This window comes from Pseudomonas brassicacearum (assembly GCF_003732175.1).
Taxonomy (GTDB): domain Bacteria; phylum Pseudomonadota; class Gammaproteobacteria; order Pseudomonadales; family Pseudomonadaceae; genus Aquipseudomonas; species Aquipseudomonas brassicacearum_G.
This window is the reverse complement of sequence record NZ_MOBI01000016.1, coordinates 290,418-307,046: the sequence shown is the minus strand read 5'-3', so window position 1 is coordinate 307,046 and position 16,629 is coordinate 290,418. Positions and strand designations below refer to the sequence as shown.

20 protein-coding genes are annotated in these 16,629 nt (G+C 58.5%); 17 read left to right on the top strand and 3 right to left on the bottom strand.

Annotated features, from left to right (window positions below; genetic code table 11):
• Nucleotides 1-93: 93 nt before the first annotated feature.
• A complete protein-coding gene (locus tag BK658_RS15905; protein ID WP_123583095.1) occupies nt 94-672 on the bottom strand; it encodes a Maf family protein in 579 nt (192 codons plus the stop codon).
• Nucleotides 673-777: 105 nt separating this feature from the next.
• On the opposite strand from BK658_RS15905, the gene BK658_RS15900 reads away from it, so the two are divergent.
• From BK658_RS15900 to BK658_RS15840, 13 genes are all read left to right on the top strand, one after another.
• The gene (locus tag BK658_RS15900; protein ID WP_008152342.1) at nt 778-1,305 is read left to right on the top strand and encodes a YceD family protein; all 528 of its coding nucleotides are present in this window, start codon (nt 778-780) and stop codon (nt 1,303-1,305) included.
• A gap of 13 nt (nt 1,306-1,318) precedes the next feature.
• Nucleotides 1,319-1,501: a 50S ribosomal protein L32 gene (gene rpmF, locus BK658_RS15895; protein ID WP_003179396.1), complete on the top strand. Its 183-nt coding sequence runs from the start codon at nt 1,319-1,321 to the stop codon at nt 1,499-1,501.
• A 3-nt stretch (nt 1,502-1,504) separates the two neighbouring features.
• Nucleotides 1,505-2,515 carry a phosphate acyltransferase PlsX gene (plsX, locus tag BK658_RS15890; protein WP_081013687.1) on the top strand — a complete coding sequence of 337 codons (1,011 nt, stop codon included), beginning with the start codon at nt 1,505-1,507 and terminating at the stop codon, nt 2,513-2,515.
• A 126-nt stretch (nt 2,516-2,641) separates the two neighbouring features.
• Complete coding sequence (gene fabD / locus BK658_RS15885) at nt 2,642-3,580, top strand: ACP S-malonyltransferase (RefSeq protein ID WP_123583094.1); 939 nt, start codon at nt 2,642-2,644, stop codon at nt 3,578-3,580.
• Nucleotides 3,581-3,597: 17 nt separating this feature from the next.
• On the top strand, nt 3,598-4,338 hold the full coding sequence (gene fabG / locus BK658_RS15880) for a 3-oxoacyl-ACP reductase FabG (RefSeq protein ID WP_007997043.1): 741 nt from the start codon (nt 3,598-3,600) through the stop codon (nt 4,336-4,338).
• A gap of 197 nt (nt 4,339-4,535) precedes the next feature.
• The gene (gene acpP, locus BK658_RS15875; RefSeq protein WP_003175607.1) at nt 4,536-4,772 is read left to right on the top strand and encodes an acyl carrier protein; all 237 of its coding nucleotides are present in this window, start codon (nt 4,536-4,538) and stop codon (nt 4,770-4,772) included.
• A 109-nt stretch (nt 4,773-4,881) separates the two neighbouring features.
• On the top strand, nt 4,882-6,126 hold the full coding sequence (fabF, locus tag BK658_RS15870) for a beta-ketoacyl-ACP synthase II (RefSeq protein ID WP_123583093.1): 1,245 nt from the start codon (nt 4,882-4,884) through the stop codon (nt 6,124-6,126).
• On the top strand, nt 6,126-6,941 hold the full coding sequence (gene pabC / locus BK658_RS15865) for an aminodeoxychorismate lyase (protein ID WP_123583092.1): 816 nt from the start codon (nt 6,126-6,128) through the stop codon (nt 6,939-6,941). Before fabF ends, pabC begins: the two co-directional genes overlap by 1 nt.
• A gap of 3 nt (nt 6,942-6,944) precedes the next feature.
• Nucleotides 6,945-8,141 carry an endolytic transglycosylase MltG gene (mltG, locus tag BK658_RS15860; protein ID WP_123583091.1) on the top strand — a complete coding sequence of 399 codons (1,197 nt, stop codon included), beginning with the start codon at nt 6,945-6,947 and terminating at the stop codon, nt 8,139-8,141.
• Nucleotides 8,142-8,160: 19 nt separating this feature from the next.
• On the top strand, nt 8,161-8,793 hold the full coding sequence (gene tmk / locus BK658_RS15855) for a dTMP kinase (RefSeq protein ID WP_123583090.1): 633 nt from the start codon (nt 8,161-8,163) through the stop codon (nt 8,791-8,793).
• Nucleotides 8,786-9,772: a DNA polymerase III subunit delta' gene (locus tag BK658_RS15850; RefSeq protein WP_123583089.1), complete on the top strand. Its 987-nt coding sequence runs from the start codon at nt 8,786-8,788 to the stop codon at nt 9,770-9,772. Before tmk ends, BK658_RS15850 begins: the two co-directional genes overlap by 8 nt.
• 42 nt (nt 9,773-9,814) lie before the next feature.
• On the top strand, nt 9,815-10,171 hold the full coding sequence (locus BK658_RS15845) for a PilZ domain-containing protein (RefSeq protein ID WP_054593340.1): 357 nt from the start codon (nt 9,815-9,817) through the stop codon (nt 10,169-10,171).
• Nucleotides 10,172-10,183: 12 nt separating this feature from the next.
• Nucleotides 10,184-10,972: a TatD family hydrolase gene (locus BK658_RS15840; RefSeq protein WP_123583088.1), complete on the top strand. Its 789-nt coding sequence runs from the start codon at nt 10,184-10,186 to the stop codon at nt 10,970-10,972.
• Nucleotides 10,973-11,211: 239 nt separating this feature from the next.
• Here the strand turns inward: BK658_RS15840 and BK658_RS15835 are convergent, their stop codons facing one another.
• Nucleotides 11,212-12,345: an aminotransferase class V-fold PLP-dependent enzyme gene (locus BK658_RS15835; protein WP_123583087.1), complete on the bottom strand. Its 1,134-nt coding sequence runs from the start codon at nt 12,343-12,345 to the stop codon at nt 11,212-11,214.
• A gap of 79 nt (nt 12,346-12,424) precedes the next feature.
• On the opposite strand from BK658_RS15835, the gene BK658_RS15830 reads away from it, so the two are divergent.
• The 4 genes from BK658_RS15830 (at nt 12,425) to BK658_RS15815 (ending at nt 15,568) form a co-directional block, all read left to right on the top strand.
• Nucleotides 12,425-13,063, top strand: a complete 639-nt coding sequence (locus BK658_RS15830; RefSeq protein ID WP_019689364.1) for a TetR/AcrR family transcriptional regulator — start codon at nt 12,425-12,427, stop codon at nt 13,061-13,063.
• A gap of 140 nt (nt 13,064-13,203) precedes the next feature.
• The gene (locus tag BK658_RS15825; protein ID WP_123583086.1) at nt 13,204-14,172 is read left to right on the top strand and encodes a GTP 3',8-cyclase MoaA; all 969 of its coding nucleotides are present in this window, start codon (nt 13,204-13,206) and stop codon (nt 14,170-14,172) included.
• A gap of 212 nt (nt 14,173-14,384) precedes the next feature.
• On the top strand, nt 14,385-14,990 hold the full coding sequence (locus BK658_RS15820; protein ID WP_123583085.1) for a DUF4823 domain-containing protein: 606 nt from the start codon (nt 14,385-14,387) through the stop codon (nt 14,988-14,990).
• Nucleotides 14,991-15,007: 17 nt separating this feature from the next.
• A complete protein-coding gene (locus tag BK658_RS15815; RefSeq protein ID WP_123583084.1) occupies nt 15,008-15,568 on the top strand; it encodes a DUF1285 domain-containing protein in 561 nt (186 codons plus the stop codon).
• Nucleotides 15,569-15,624: 56 nt separating this feature from the next.
• On the opposite strand, the gene BK658_RS15810 is transcribed toward BK658_RS15815, so the two are convergent.
• Entirely contained in the window at nt 15,625-16,497 is an 873-nt protein-coding gene (locus BK658_RS15810) for an esterase/lipase family protein (RefSeq protein WP_123583083.1), read from the bottom strand.
• Nucleotides 16,498-16,629: the final 132 nt, after the last annotated feature.

The window sequence follows — 16,629 nt, the reverse complement described above, 5'->3', positions numbered from 1 at the left end:
GAAGTATCCGATCAGAAATAAAAATGCCAGTCAGCTTAACTGACTGGCATTAGGCCTGCGTGGCCGGTTTTTTTTGACCAAAAGATCGCAGCCTCAAGGAATCTGCACGCCTTCAGCCAGCAGCATGTCCACCAGGCGAATCAGCGGCAGGCCGACCAGGCTGGTGGCGTCCGGGCCTTCGGTGCTCTGAAACAGGCTCACACCCAATCCTTCGGCCTTGAAGCTGCCAGCGCAGTCGTAGGGCTGTTCGGCGCGCAGGTAGCGTTCAATGCGTGCCTGATCCAGTCTGCGCATGTGTACGGTGAAGGGGATGCAATCGAGCTGGCAATGGCCGGTCTGGCTGTTGAGCACCGCCAGGCCGGTCAGGAAGGTCACGCTGGCGCCGCTGGCGGACAATAATTGATCGCGAGCCTTCTCGAACGTGTGGGGTTTGCCAATAATCCTTCCGTCGAGCACGGCGACCTGGTCCGAACCGATAATCAGGTGGGCAGGATGGCTGCCGGCCAGTGCTTGGGCTTTTTCGCGGGCCAGGCGTTTGACCAGTTCAATGGCTGACTCTTCCGGTTGGTGGCTTTCGTCGATATCCGGTGAGCTGCAGGTAAATGGCAGTTGCAAGCGGGCCAGTAATTCGCGGCGATAGACCGAGCTTGAAGCAAGTAATAAAGGCAGCATACGGCTCTCCAAAAGTCAGTCGCAAATTCTAGCGGGGCTTCCAAGTGACGGACAGGACTGAATTTCCTTTGACATGGCTGGGGGCATCCCTATAATGCTGCGCCTATGTTGAATGACCCGATTCCACCTCACGTTGACCCGCGCAAATTGGCTGATCGTGGCACCACCCTTCAAGGTGAAATGCTGCTGGCCGATTTGGAGAGACTCTGCGACCCGCTTTCCGACACTGTCGGTACGGTGCAGGCTAAATTCGTTTTTGAACGAGATGAACGTAAATCTGTGGTTATCCACAGTTTTATCGACACTGAAGTCAAAATGGTTTGCCAGCGTTGTCTTGAGCTGGTCACCCTGCCGATTCACAGCGAATGCAGTTATGCTGTGGTGAAGGAGGGTGCGAATACCCAGTCGTTGCCGAAAGGTTATGACGTGCTGGAACTGGGCGAAGATCCTTTGGATCTGCAGTCACTGATCGAGGAGGAGCTTCTGCTCGCCTTGCCCATTGTGCCTGCTCATCATCCGGAAGAATGCCAGCAGCCGGCGGGTCTCGATGAGCCCGAACCGAGCGAGGACGAGGTAACGCGGTCCAACCCGTTCAGTGTATTGGCGCAGTTAAAGCGTGACCCAAACGTTTAGGAGTTAATCAATTATGGCTGTTCAGCAGAACAAAAAATCCCGCTCCGCCCGTGACATGCGTCGTTCGCACGATGCTCTCGAGGCAAGCACCCTGTCCGTAGAAAAGACCACTGGTGAAGTTCACCTGCGTCACCACGTATCGCCAGAAGGCGTATACCGTGGCCGTAAAGTGATCGACAAGGGCGCTGACGAGTAATCCTTGTCCGCTCAAGTCATCGCGATTGACGCAATGGGCGGGGACTTCGGTCCCCGCAGCATTGTTCAGGCCAGCCTTGCTTGTCTGTCTGCTACGCCCTCGCTGCACCTGACCCTCGTCGGTCAACCCTCCCTTTTAGAAGAATTGATCGCCAGCCAGTCGGCTGTGGATCGCGCGCGCCTGACGATTGTGCCGGCCAGCGACGTGATTGGCATGGACGAAAAGCCTTCCCAGGCCCTGCGTGGCAAGCCGGACTCCTCGATGCGGGTTGCGCTTGAGTTGTTGCGCGATGGCAAGGTTCAGGCCTGTGTCAGTGCCGGCAACACCGGTGCGCTGATGGCGTTGTCGCGTTATGTGCTCAAGACCTTGCCGGGTATCGATCGGCCGGCGATGGTGGCGGCGATCCCGACGCAACGTGGTTATTGCCAGTTGCTCGATCTGGGGGCGAATGTCGATTGCAGTGCCGAGCACCTGTTCCAGTTCGCGGTGATGGGCTCTGTGGCGGCTGAAACCTTGGGCATTGCTCGGCCGAAGGTCGCATTGCTGAACATCGGCACGGAAGACATCAAGGGTAATCAACAGGTCAAGCTGGCGGCCACGCTGCTGCAAAACGCTCGCGGGCTGAATTACATCGGCTTCGTCGAGGGTGATGGCTTGTACCGTGGCGAGGCTGACGTGGTGGTTTGCGACGGTTTTGTCGGCAATATCCTGCTCAAATCCAGCGAAGGGCTGGCGACCATGATCGCCGGGCGGATCGAGGCGTTGTTCAAGCAAAACCTGGCATCGAGAATGGTCGGGGCTCTGGCGTTGCCGCTGATGAAGCGTCTGCAGGCCGATCTGGCGCCTGCACGACATAATGGCGCAAGCTTCCTCGGTTTGCAGGGGATCGTTGTTAAAAGTCACGGTTCGGCCGGTGTGCAGGGCTTCCAGAGTGCCATTCAGCGCGCCTTGATCGAGATTCAGGAGAACCTCCCGCAGCGGCTTCACGGTCGTCTCGAGGATTTGTTGCTTTAGGCATTTTCGCCCGACAATGCTTAAATGTGACCGCTCAGTTCAATTAGCCATCCAACTGTCAGTTTCTTGCGTCCAGCAGTACAGGACGTTAATTCTCCGACGACAAGATCATTAGGGGCTTGTTACATGTCTGCTTCCCTCGCATTCGTCTTTCCAGGACAGGGTTCGCAGTCCCTCGGCATGCTGGCCGAGTTGGGCGCGCAACATCCGTTGATCCTCGAAACTTTCAAAGAAGCTTCCGATGCTCTGGGTTATGACCTGTGGGCACTGACCCAGCAAGGGCCGGAAGAGCAGCTCAATCAAACCGACAAAACCCAACCGGCGATTCTCACCGCTTCGATTGCCTTGTGGCGTCTGTGGCTGGCTGAGGGCGGTGCACGTCCGGCTTACGTCGCCGGTCATAGCCTGGGTGAGTACAGCGCGCTGGTCGCGGCCGGTAGCCTGAGTCTGGGTGACGCCGTGAAGCTGGTAGAGCGTCGCGGTCAATTGATGCAAGAAGCGGTGCCGGCCGGACAGGGCGGTATGGCTGCCATTCTCGGTCTGGACGACGCTGATGTGCTGGCTGCCTGTGCCGAAGCGGCGCAAGGCGAAGTCGTCAGCGCGGTCAACTTCAACTCGCCGGGCCAGGTGGTCATCGCCGGTGCCAAGGCGGCTGTCGAGCGCGCCATTGAAGGCTGCAAGGCGCGTGGTGCCAAGCGCGCCATGCCGCTGCCGGTCAGCGTGCCATCGCACTGCGAACTGATGCGCCCGGCTGCCGAGCGTTTTGCCGAGTCGATTGCTGCGATCAACTGGCAGGCTCCGCAAATCCCGCTGGTGCAGAACGTCAGCGCTGATGTGGCGCCGGACCTGGAAACGCTCACGCGCGATCTGCTCGAGCAACTCTACAAGCCAGTTCGCTGGGTTGAGTCGGTCCAGGCGCTGGCCGCCAAAGGCGCTACTCAACTGGTTGAATGCGGTCCGGGCAAAGTCCTGGCTGGCCTGAACAAGCGCTGCGCCGAAGGCGTGTCGACCTCTAACCTGAACACCCCGGATGCTTTCGCTGCTGCTCGCACAGCGTTGGCCTGAACTAAGGAGAAGCCTGCATGAGTCTGCAAGGTAAAGTTGCACTGGTTACCGGCGCCAGCCGTGGTATTGGCCAGGCTATCGCACTGGAACTGGGTCGTCAGGGCGCTATCGTGGTGGGTACTGCGACTTCCGCTTCGGGCGCTGAGCGCATCGCGGCAACCCTGAAAGAAAACGGCATTCAAGGCACTGGCCTTGAGCTCAATGTCACCAGCGACGAGTCCGTAGCGGCCGTGCTGGCGAGCATTCAAGAGCAGTTCGGCGCGCCGGCGATTCTGGTGAATAATGCCGGTATCACCCGCGATAACCTGATGATGCGCATGAAAGATGACGAGTGGCATGATGTCGTCGACACCAACCTGAACAGTCTGTTTCGCCTGTCCAAGGGTGTTTTGCGTGGCATGACCAAGGCGCGTTGGGGACGAATTATCAGTATTGGTTCGGTTGTGGGTGCCATGGGCAACGCAGGCCAAGTAAACTATGCAGCCGCCAAGGCAGGTCTGGAAGGTTTCAGCCGCGCTCTGGCGCGTGAAGTAGGTTCGCGCTCGATTACGGTCAACTCGGTGGCCCCTGGGTTCATCGATACCGATATGACCCGCGAACTGCCAGAGGCGCAGCGTGAAGCCTTGCAGACGCAAATTCCGCTGGGCCGTCTGGGGCAAGCTCAAGAGATCGCGTCCGTGGTCGCTTTTCTTGCGTCGGACGGTGCGGCTTACGTTACTGGGGCTACAATCCCGGTGAACGGCGGGATGTACATGTAATTCAAATGTGACGGATTGCTTCAAAAAAATGTCATACGAGCTGTCTAAAATCCGTTATAAAGCTGCAATCTATTTATAGGCAGAGGGTCGTCAGGGTTTGAGGAGTGAAGCTTTCAGTTGAAAAACTGAAAAGCCTTTCTATACACTTACCCACTGGCCAGCTGCCTGAATTTGTCCATTAGGAGTGAAAACAAGGTATGAGCACCATCGAAGAGCGCGTCAAGAAAATCGTTGCTGAGCAACTGGGCGTTAAAGAAGAAGAAGTTGTGAACACTGCTTCCTTCGTTGAAGACCTGGGTGCCGACTCCCTTGACACCGTTGAGCTGGTGATGGCTCTGGAAGAGGAATTCGAGACCGAAATTCCTGACGAAGAAGCTGAGAAGATCACTACTGTACAAGCTGCCATCGACTACGTTACTAGCCATCAGGCGTAATAGTTTGTAGCCGTTGTTAGCTGTCATGGAAAAACCGCACTGCCATCTCGGCGTGCGGTTTTTTCTTTAGGCCTGATGCAAAGTCGTCATTTGAAAAAAGGAGAGTGCTGTGTCGCGTAGACGCGTCGTAGTCACCGGTATGGGTATGTTGTCGCCACTGGGCACGGATGTGCCGAGCAGCTGGCAGGGCATTCTGGCTGGCCGCAGTGGCATTGGTCTGATCGAACACACCGACCTTTCTGCCTATTCCACCCATTTTGGCGGCTCGGTAAAGGGCTTCAATGTCGAGGAATACCTGTCGGTCAAGGAAGCTCGCAAACTCGACCTGTTCATTCAATACGGTCTGGCAGCAGGGTTTCAGGCAGTGCGTAACGCCGGCCTGGAAGTCACCGACGCCAATCGTGAACGTATCGGCGTGGCCATGGGCTCGGGTATTGGCGGTCTGACCAATATCGAAGAAACCAGCCGCACGCTGCATGATTCGGGGCCACGGCGGATTTCTCCGTTTTTCGTGCCAGGCTCGATCATCAATATGATTTCCGGTTTCCTGTCCATCCATCTGGGTACGCAGGGGCCTAACTACGCCATTTCGACAGCCTGTACCACCGGTACACACTGTATCGGTATGGCGGCGCGCAACATTGCCTACGGCGAAGCCGACGTGATGATTGCCGGTGGTGCCGAGATGGCCGCTTGCGGTCTTGGCATGGGTGGCTTTGGTGCTGCTCGTGCGTTGTCGACCCGCAATGACGAGCCGACCCGCGCCAGCCGTCCATGGGACAAGGGCCGTGATGGCTTCGTGTTGTCCGACGGTGCCGGTGCGTTGGTGCTTGAAGAGCTGGAGCACGCCAAGGCGCGTGGTGCGACCATTTACGCCGAGCTGATCGGCTTTGGCATGAGTGGCGATGCGTACCACATGACCTCGCCGCCGGCCGATGGCGCAGGCGCTGCACGTTGCATTGTCAATGCACTGCGTGACGCCAAGCTGAACGTCGACCAGGTCCAGTACATCAACGCCCATGGTACGTCGACCTCGGCCGGCGACCTCGCCGAAGTCTGCGCGATCAAGTCGGTGTTTGGCGATCACGCCTACAAGCTGGCGGTCAGCTCGACGAAGTCCATGACCGGTCACCTGCTGGGTGCGGCGGGCGCGGTCGAAGCGATTTTCAGTGTGCTGGCAATCAACGGCCAGGTTGCACCACCGACCATCAACCTTGATGAGCCGGATGAAGGTTGCGACCTCGACTTCGTGCCGCACACGGCGCGTGATACGAAGATCGATGTGGTGCTGTCCAACTCGTTCGGTTTTGGCGGTACCAATGGCTCGCTGGTGTTCCGTCGGTTTGCCGATTGATGGAAAGCTGGGTCGACGGTCAGCCGGCTGACGCACTGTCGCTAAAAGACCGCGGCCTGGCGTACGGCGATGGCCTGTTCGAGACCATCGCCGTCAAGGGTGGGCAGCCATTGTTGCTGGATCGACATTTGAGTCGTCTGGCCGATGGCTGCTCGCGCTTGGCGATTAACGCGGATCCTGCATTGATTCGCAGTGAGCTACTGATGTACGCCACCGCCCTTGGCGAAGGTGTGCTCAAGCTGATGCTGACCCGTGGCGACAGCCAGCGGGGTTACGCGGCCGATCCTTCGGTGTCGCCGCGCCGTATTCTGCAAGGCAATCCTCCTGCGGCTTATCCTACTGTCCATGCGCAGCAAGGTATTAGGCTGTTCCCCTGCACCACCCGACTTTCCGAGCAGCCGCTACTTGCGGGCCTCAAGCACCTCAATCGTCTCGAACAAGTCATTGCCCGTGCTGAATGGCAGGATAGCGAGCATGCCGAAGGCTTGATGCTGGATCTTCAGGGGCGGGTGATCGAGGGTGTTTTCAGTAATCTGTTCCTGGTGCGTGATGGCGCGTTGTTGACGGCTGATCTGAGTCGTTGCGGCGTTGCCGGAGTGATGCGCGCCGAACTCTTGTCCCAGGCCGAGAGGCTGGGGATTGTCACGCATGTCACTGACATCAGCCTTGATCAACTGCAGCAGGCTGATGAAGTTTTCGTCTGCAACAGCGTGTACGGCATCTGGCCGGTACGCGCTTATGCTGCACTGAGCTGGCCGGTTGGGCCGCTCACCCGTAAACTGCAAGGCATTGCCCGCGCGCTACTGGATGCTTGATTCGTGAGACGTAAATTCTTGCTGCTGCTGGAAACCGGACTGGTTCTGGCAGGGCTACTGCTGGGCGCTTCGGCCTGGAAGATCAACTCGGCGCTGGAGCAGCCACTCAAGATTACTCAGGAGGAGTTACTGGATGTACCGAACGGCGCGACACCGTCCGGGACCTTCAATCGCCTCGAAACCGATGGTGTGCTTCAGGACGCCTTTTGGCTGCGCCTGTACTGGCGCTTGAACCTTGCCGCGCAGCCGCTGCACAGCGGTGAATACCGTATGCTGCCGGGGATGAATGCACAGGGCTTGATCAGTCTTTGGCAGCGCGGTGAAGTGGTTCAGTACAGCCTGACGCTGGTCGAGGGCTGGAACTTCCATCAGGTCCGTGCGGCGCTGGCAAAAAATGACAAGCTCCAACAAACCCTTGCCGGGCTGAGCGACAGCGATGTGATGGACAAGCTCGGTCACGCTGGAGTGTTTCCGGAGGGCCGGTTTTTCCCGGACACCTATCGTTTTGTGCGGGGCATGACGGACGCGGAGCTGCTGGAAAAAGCATACGAGCGCCTCGACGACGTCCTCGCAAAAGAGTGGAGCAAGCGCTCCCCTGACGCACCCTACACCGAACCCTATCAGGCGCTGATCATGGCTTCGCTGGTCGAGAAGGAAACCGGTGTGCCGCAAGAGCGAGGGCAGATTGCCGGAGTGTTTGTGCGGCGCATGCAGATCGGCATGTTGCTGCAAACCGATCCGACCGTGATCTATGGCCTGGGTGATCGCTACAACGGCAAGTTGACTCGCGCTCACCTGAAAGAGCCGACGCCCTACAACACTTATCTGATCGCCGGGCTGCCGCCGACGCCGATTGCCATGGTTGGTCGTGAAGCCATTCATGCGGCGCTGAATCCGGTGTCCGGCAGCAGTTTGTATTTCGTGGCGCGTGGTGACGGCAGTCACGTGTTCTCCGACGACCTGGATGCCCACAACAATGCGGTGCGCGAGTTCCAGATCAAACGACGCGCCGATTACCGTTCCAGCCCTGCGCCAGCCAACGGGGGCGCGACGCCTGATGCGCCGGCACCGACTCCTCCGGCGTCGCCCGACACGGCTCCAGAGGTGGCACCGCAACTGCCGCCATCGCAACCGGCTCCAGCTCCGGCCCCAGCTGCCGCTCCGGCACCGAGTACCGATGAGCCGCAAAGCCCGCAATGACTCTGACTAAGGACTGCCTGTGACTGGCTTGTTTATTACCCTGGAAGGCCCGGAAGGCGCGGGCAAGAGCACCAATCGTGAATACCTGGCCGAGCGTCTGCGCGCCAAGGGTATCGAAGTCGTGTTGACTCGCGAGCCCGGCGGCACGCCGTTGGCCGAGCGAATCCGCGACGTGCTGCTGGCTCCGGTCGATGAGGTCATGAACCCGGATACCGAGCTGTTGCTGGTGTTCGCGGCGCGCGCGCAGCATCTGTCCGAGATCATTTGCCCGGCGCTGGAGCGGGGCGCGGTGGTGTTGTGCGACCGCTTTACCGATTCGACTTACGCCTATCAGGGCGGTGGTCGTGGATTGTCGCTTGAGCGTATCGCGACCCTGGAAACTTTTGTTCAGGGCGACCTGCGCCCGGACCTGACGCTGGTGTTCGACTTGCCGATTGAAATCGGCATGGCGCGTGCCAGCGCTCGCGGTCGGTTGGACCGTTTCGAGCTTGAGGGGCGAGTGTTTTTCGAGGCGGTGCGTAGCGCGTTCTTGAAGCGTGCTGAAGCTGATCCGGCGCGTTACCTGTTGGTGGATGCCTCGCAGCCGTTGGCACAGGTTCAGCAGTCGCTGGATGCCTTGCTGCCGCGTCTGCTGGAGCTGGCCCGTGGCTGAAGCCTATCCGTGGCAAGACAGCCTTTGGCAGCAATTGGCTGGCCGGGCCCAGCACGCCCACGCCTATTTGCTGCATGGCCCGGCCGGGATCGGCAAGCGTGCGCTGGCCGAGCGGCTGATGGCCAGTTTGCTCTGCCAGCGTCCAACCGCACAGGGCGCCTGCGGCGAGTGCAAATCCTGCCTGCTGCTCAAGGCTGGCAGCCACCCCGACAACTACATCCTGGAACCTGAAGAGGCCGACAAGGCGATCAAGGTCGATCAGGTTCGTGATCTGGTCAGCTTCGTGGTCCAGACCGCGCAGATGGGTGGGCGCAAAGTCGTGTTGATCGAGCCCACCGAGTCGATGAACATCAACGCTGCCAACGCCTTGTTGAAAAGCCTCGAAGAACCCTCGGGCGATACCGTGTTGCTGCTGGTCAGCCACCAGACCAGCCGTCTGCTACCGACCATCAAGAGTCGTTGCGTGCAACAGGCCTGTCCGTTGCCGAGCGAAGCCATGAGCCTGCAATGGCTGGCTAAGGCCTTGCCCGATTGCACTGAAGAAGAGCGTGCCGAACTGTTGACCCTGGCCGCGGGTTCACCGCTGGCGGCTGTCAAGCTGCAAGGGCAGGGCGTGCGTGAGCAGCGTGCGCTGGTCGTCGAGGGTGTGAAGAAGTTACTCAAGCAGCAACAGTCACCAACGCAGCTGGCCGAAGAGTGGAAATCCATTCCGATGTTGCAGCTGTTCGACTGGTTCTGCGACTGGTCGAGCCTGATTCTGCGTTATCAGCTGACTCAGGACGAAGCCGGGCTCGGCCTGGCGGACATGCGCAAGGTGATTCAGTACCTTGCGCAGAAAACCGCCCAGGAAAAAGTCTTGAATATTCAGGACTGGATTCTCGCCCAGCGACAGAAAGTGATGAGCAAGGCCAACCTCAATCCGGCATTGTTGCTGGAAGCGCTGTTGGTGCAATGGGTGTCCTTGCCTGCCCCGAAGTGAGCGTCTGCGCCTAGACTCTGATCATCAGCCATGGAGGTCAGCATGAACGAACTCGTCAGTCTGGGCCCGCGCAACGGCATCTTGTCCCTGACCATCAAGGACAAATCCGTGCTTTATGCGGCCTACATGCCGTTCATCAAGAACGGCGGTCTGTTTATCCCGACCAACAAAAGCTACAAGTTGGGCGACGAGGTATTCATGCTGCTGCACTTGATGGATGAGCCGGAAAAAATTCCGGTGGCCGGTACAGTGACCTGGATTACCCCCAAAGGTGCTCAGGGTAATCGCGCCGCCGGTGTCGGCGTGCAGTTCAATGAAGGCGACGACACCGCCCGAAGCCGAATCGAAACCTATCTGGTCGGAGCCCTGAAGTCCGACCGTCCCACTCATACGATGTAGTTGCCGTCTTTTATGCTCGTAGATTCCCATTGTCACCTTGACCGTCTCGACCTCGCCGCACACGACGGCTCGCTGGATGCTGCGCTTGCCGCCGCTCGTCAGTGCGGGGTCGGGCACTTCCTTTGTATCGGCGTCAGTGTTGACAACGCCAAGGACGTCAAAGCCCTTGCCGAGCGTTACGACGACGTCGATTGTTCGGTGGGCGTGCATCCACTGGATGTTCAGCCGGGCGCCGCGCCGGCGCTGGACTGGCTGCTGCAGGAACTCAATCACCCGCGGGTGGTGGCGATCGGCGAAACTGGTCTGGATTACCATTACGAGCCGGAAGCGGCCGAGTTGCAGCAGGAGTCCTTCCGTTTGCACCTGCAAGCGGCCCAGCAGACCGGCAAGCCGGTGATTGTCCACACCCGTGGCGCCCGCGCCGATACGCTGGTGTTATTGCGTGAGGCTGCGTTGCCGCAGGCCGGGGTGTTGCATTGCTTCACCGAAGACTGGGACATGGCCAAGGCCGCGCTGGATCTGGGGTTTTATATTTCGTTGTCGGGGATCGTGACTTTCCGCAATGCCGACGCCTTGCGCGATGTGGCCCGGCAAGTACCGGCGGACCGCCTGCTGGTGGAAACCGATTCGCCGTACCTGGCGCCGATCCCTCATCGCGGCAAGCCGAACCTTCCGCAGTACGTGCGGGATGTGGCGGAGTTTCTGGCCATGTTGCGCGGCGAATCCTATGAGCGCTTTGCCGAGCAGACTACGGAGAATTTCAAGCGGCTGTTTCCGTTGGCGCACGTCAAGTCGATTTGACAGGGTTGAGCCGCTGGCTCAAATCGCAGGCAAAAAAAACCCGGGTTCTGGGGGGTGAATCCGGGTTAAGACCATTAGGAGTAAAACAAAGGTACGCGGTCCTTTGGTACCTTCATCGGCGCAACACTTGGGGGAGATGTCACGCCGACAGTTCAAGTATTGATCACTATTGCGCCGAGTCCAGTTTGCCCCTGCTGTTTCTTAAACATATTTGGAATACAGGCGCTTCGCTTGGGTTCTCACTGCCTGGCGATCGACGCGACAATGGCGACAGTTTCGTCAATCACGCGCTTTTCGGTGTAGAAGTGCGGTGAAAAGCGAATGCCTGGGCCGCGCGGGATGCAGATCACCTGCTCGGCTTTCAGGGCCTCGTAAACGGTCTGAGTATCGATGCCATCGATACTGAACGAAAGAATCCCCCCGCGCCGGGCTGGATTCAGCGGGCTATGCAGTACGACGCCGGGAATTGCGCTCAGGCCGTCCTGCAGCCATTTCACGCGCTCGGCGATCAGTGCGGCGACGTGCTCCATGCCGACTTCTTCCAATAACGACAGGCTGGCTTCCAGCGCCATCGCCCCGAGCATGTTCGGGCTGCCGCATTCAAAGCGTCGTGCGCTCTTGGCCGGTTCCCACCCGGTGCGGGTGTAATCGCCCATGTGTTCGAGCATGTGCCACCCGAATTCGTGCAGTTTCAGTTGCTCACGCAATTCGCTGCGCACATAGAACACCCCCAGGCCTTCTGGCCCGAGCAGCCATTTGTGGCCGTCGGCCATGGCGAAGTCGCATTGATAGCTCTGGACGTCGAAGGGCAGGGCGCCCAGTTGCTGGATGGCGTCGATGCAAAACAGCACGTTCTGTTGTTTGCAGCCGGCACCCAGGCGTTGCAGGTCGAGGCGCAGACCGCTGGCGAATTGCACCGCGCTCACCGACATCAAGCGGGTGCGCGGTCCGCAGGCTGCCAACAGGGCGCCTTCCGGGTCATCGCCCTTGAGACTGGCCTGTACCACTTCCACACCCTGTGCTGCCAATGCTTCCCAGACGATGCGATTGGACGGGAATTCTTCATCGCTGATGACAATCTGGTCACCGCTTTGCCATGGCAGCCCAAAGGCGACAAAAGACAGTGCCTCAGAAGTATTTTTGACCAGTGCCACGTCATCCGTCGACGGTGCGTTAAGCAGGCGCATCAGCCGTTCACGCAGCCGTTGTTCAAGTGCCATCCAGTCCGGATAGTCCCGCGCGCCCAGCAAAACGTTCTCTTGAGCGAAGCGTGTTACCGCCGTGGCAGCGCGATTTGGCCAGGGTGCAACGGCTGCATGATTCAAATAACGCAGGCCCGGAGCCTGTACAAATTCATCAAGAAACATAGTCATGGTCGGATGATCCGTGCAATTTGGCGCAAGTTAGGCATAATACGCGGCTTCGAATTTTGACCCCTACAGACCTTTTCTTATGCATAAAGAACCTCGTAAGGTCCGTGAGTTTCGTCGCCGCGAGCAAGAAATTCTCGACACCGCGCTCAAGCTGTTCCTCGAACAAGGTGAAGACAGTGTCACCGTCGAGATGATCGCTGATGCCGTGGGTATCGGCAAAGGCACCATCTACAAGCATTTCAAGTCCAAGGCGGAGATCTATCTGCGCCTGATGCTCGATTACGAGCGTGACCTGAACGAGCTGCTGCACTCTGCCGATGTCGATAAGGATAAGGAAGCCCTGTCCCGGGCCTACTTCGAATTCCGCATGCGCGACCCACAACGTTACCGGTTGTTCGATCGCCTGGAAGAGAAGGTGGTCAAGGGCAATCAGGTGCCGGAGATGGTCGAGGAGTTGCACAAGATTCGCGCCTCCAACTTCGAACGCCTGACCTTGTTGATCAAGGGCCGCATCAGCGAGGGCAAGCTTGAAGACGTGCCGCCGTACTTCCACTACTGCGCATCCTGGGCGCTGGTGCACGGCGCTGTCGCGCTGTATCACTCGCCGTTCTGGAGCAACGTGCTGGAAGATCAGGAAGGTTTCTTCCAGTTCCTGATGGACATCGGCGTGCGCATGGGCAACAAGCGCAAGCGCGATACCGACACGCCGAGCAGCTGAACCATTCAGATGCCTTATTGCGCCATGTTTTCTCTGTATGGCGCAGTGCCCCAGGAATATACTCAGGCTTAGGTATTGCTAAAACTTGATTTGTGAGTCAAGTTTTAGCGCTTCCGAATCTACTTCCGCCGGAGTGATCCATGATCGTTGACCGACAAGGCAGGCAGTTCCGCAACTTGCGGGTCAGTCTGACCTCCGCCTGCAACTACGCCTGTACCTATTGCGTGCCCAATGGCAAGCGACTGGTGGCTGCGCAGGATGAACTGTCGGCCGAGGCCATGGCGCGCGGCGTTGCCTACCTGATCGAGGCCGCGGGCATCGAGCGATTGCGCATCACCGGTGGTGAGCCGCTGGTGAGCCCGAAGCTGGAAACCTTCATGACGGCTGTCGGGCAGATGGGCCTTGCCGACATCAGCCTGACCACCAACGGTCAGCTGCTGGCGAAGAAACTGCCCTTGCTGGTGGACGCCGGTATTCGGCGGATCAACGTTTCCCTCGATACCCTGGACGCCGATGCATTCCGCAGCATTGCGCGCGGTGGCGATCTGGCGACTGTGCTCGACGGCATGGACCAGGCTCGCGCAGCGGGCATCAAGATCAAGGTCAACATGGTGCCGTTGCGCGGGCAGAACCTCGATCAAGTGATGCCATTGCTCGATTATTGCCTGGAGCGCGGTTATGAATTGCGCTTCATCGAGCTGATGCGCATGGGCCATCTGGCCAGCGATTCGAACGCATTCCTGCAGCAGTTTGTTAGCCTCAAGCAGTTGCTGGGCTTGATCGGTGAGCGCTATGAGTACCTGCAGGCCGACGCGCCGGTAGATGCCACGGCGGTGCGTTACGAAATTCCGGGGCGCGGCTATTTCGGCGTGATCGCCAATGAAAGCGTGCCGTTCTGCCGCACGTGCTCACGCTTGCGCCTATCGTCCACTGGCTGGCTGCATGGCTGCCTGTCGTCGAGCAACCGCCACTTTGTCGGTGACCTGCTGGACAAGCCCCGTCATCAAGCGTTGCCGGCGCTCCAGCGTCTGCTGGTGAAAGCCTTGGGCGATAAACAGGAAGTGGCATTCTCTGGTGGCGCAACAATCATGAAGATTATCGGCGGCTAGCCTAGCCTCATCGCTAGCAAGCCTTGCTCCTACGGATTTGTGTGGTCCCACAATTTGGTGATCGACACTAAATCTGTAGGAGCAAGGCTTGCCCGCGATTGCAATTTCATTCCCCTGAAAACCATCTGACACACCACCATTCATGAGCTGGCGCGGAAGCTGCATCCTGCCGACATTCGCCGGTTTTCCGTCACCGGCCTCTGGAGGATAGGATGCGTAGCCTGGTTTTGCTGCTGGCCTTTTTGGCGCTTGGCGGCTGCATGAATGTCAGCGACATGGGCGAAGGGGTTCGCTACCACATGAGCGACTCTGGTCTGCTCGATCACAGCGACAGCCATCGCGTGAATAATCTGCGCATTCAGCCGGACTCGTTTATCTACATCGCCCAAGGCGCTTTTGCGCCGCCGGGCAGTGCCTATCCGCGGCCGAACGTGGTCGCTGAAGAAGCCTTCAACGGCTTTATCGAATATTTCCCGATGGTCCGCCGTGCTCGCGCCCCCGAAGGCCTGGATACAGCCATGGGTGAGGCGCGTGCGGCTGGCGCGCATTACCTGCTCTACACTCGTTTTGCCAAGGCCGACGACCGTATCGGCAACTCGGATGAATTGATCGATCAGGGCGCCGTGGATCGCCTGGGGCTCGACAGTGGTGTGATTCAGATCATGCTGATCGAGACCAGCACCCAGTATTTGATCGATACTGCACGAATCAAGAGTCGTGGCGGTTTACTGACGTTCCACGACAACAAGCCAGAAGACTTGATCGCTCAGCCGCTTGCGCAATACGCTCGTAGCCTGCTGGGTATGAGCGATCAGTAATTCACCAGGAGAGCAGCATGAGTGGTCCGCAGAAAGCTAACGATCTGTTGGGGCAAATCCCCAAGTCCAAAGGCTTGCCACCGGTCCATTTGTGGAACCCCGACTTCTGCGGCGATATCGACATGCGTATCGCCCGCGACGGTACTTGGTATTACCTGGGCACGCCGATCGGGCGCAAGCCGATGGTCAAGCTGTTCTCCACCATCATTCGCCGCGACGGCGATGATTACTTCCTGATTACTCCGGTCGAGAAGGTCGGGATCAAGGTCGATGACGCGCCTTTCATTGCCGTGACGCTGGAGGTCGAAGGCGAGGGTGAGGCCCAGCGGTTGCGCTTCACCACCAATGTTGATGAGCAGGCCGAGGCGGGTGCCGAGCATCCGTTGCGGGTAGTGATCGATCCAGTTACCCAGGAACCTGCGCCTTACGTGCATGTACGCACCAACCTTGAAGCGCTGATCCATCGCAACGTGTTTTATCAACTGGTCGAACTGGCCGTGACCCGCGAAATCGACGGGCAGCGCTGGTTGGGTGTCTGGAGCGGCGGCGAGTTTTTCCCTATTGGCCTTGAGCCGTAACGCGCTGTGCGTCTGTGTTCTGGAAAATGGCCCGGTATTCAAACCGGGCCATGGGCTTACAAGCCCTTGCTCTTGAGCCGGGCGGCATGTTCCAGATAGAGACTGACCGGGCTCACGTTCCAGCTGGTGATCCCGGCCATTTGATTGACGGCGTCAAAATGGTCCATGGGGTAATCCGAGCGAATCACTTTCCCCAGGTGTGAGCTGTATCGTCCGACCAACCCATCGTTGGCGTTTTTCTCTTTATAAAATAACTTCGACAGCACAATGCAGTTGATGTGGGTCGGATCGAGTATTTGTGGGGTTTGGAAGTTCTGCAGGATTCCGCTCCAGGAGTAGTAATACACGCCGTTTTCAATTTCGTTGCCTTCACCGCCCCACTGTTTTGGCACGCCTTGCGGGTATTTGCGATTGAATTCAGCCAACCCTGCACTGGTCAGCGATTCGAAAGCTGCTTGAGCGTCCTGAGGGTTTTGCGGGTGGCCACTGATCAGCGAAATGAACGTGCCGACTGCGCTCAACAGGGCCAGCACGAATGCTTCGGGCAACTCTCCGGGTGTCAGTGCCTTATGCAATTGGTCGGCAATCTCGGAGCCGTGGTTGGGACAACTGACAGAGGTGACCGACGCGACCTTTTCCGGGTGCAGTGCCGCTACGTAACGTGCGGACAGCGGGCCTTGGCTATGGCCGATCAGGTTGACCTTGGCGGCGCCGGTTTCCTGCAAAATGCGGTTGACCTGTTCGAGTAGTTTTTCACCGCGCTCCTCATTGCCGTTGACGGCTGGAATATTGACGGTAAACACCCGAGCGCCCGCGTGTTCCAGAGCTTCCTTGATATCGAAGAAGTAGGGATAACCGGCAATCGTATCGAAGCCAAAAAGGCCGTGAACCAAGACAATCGGGTATTGCGTAGACGCATCCATGTTCATGCTTATACCTGTCGATAGCGGATTCAAGTGGAACAGATGCTATTGACTGCTTGATCTGTCGCGGCTAACCGTAGTTTACAAAGCGCAAGGGTACAAATTGCTTCGGGCGGGGTTCCGGTCTTCGTGTCGTGT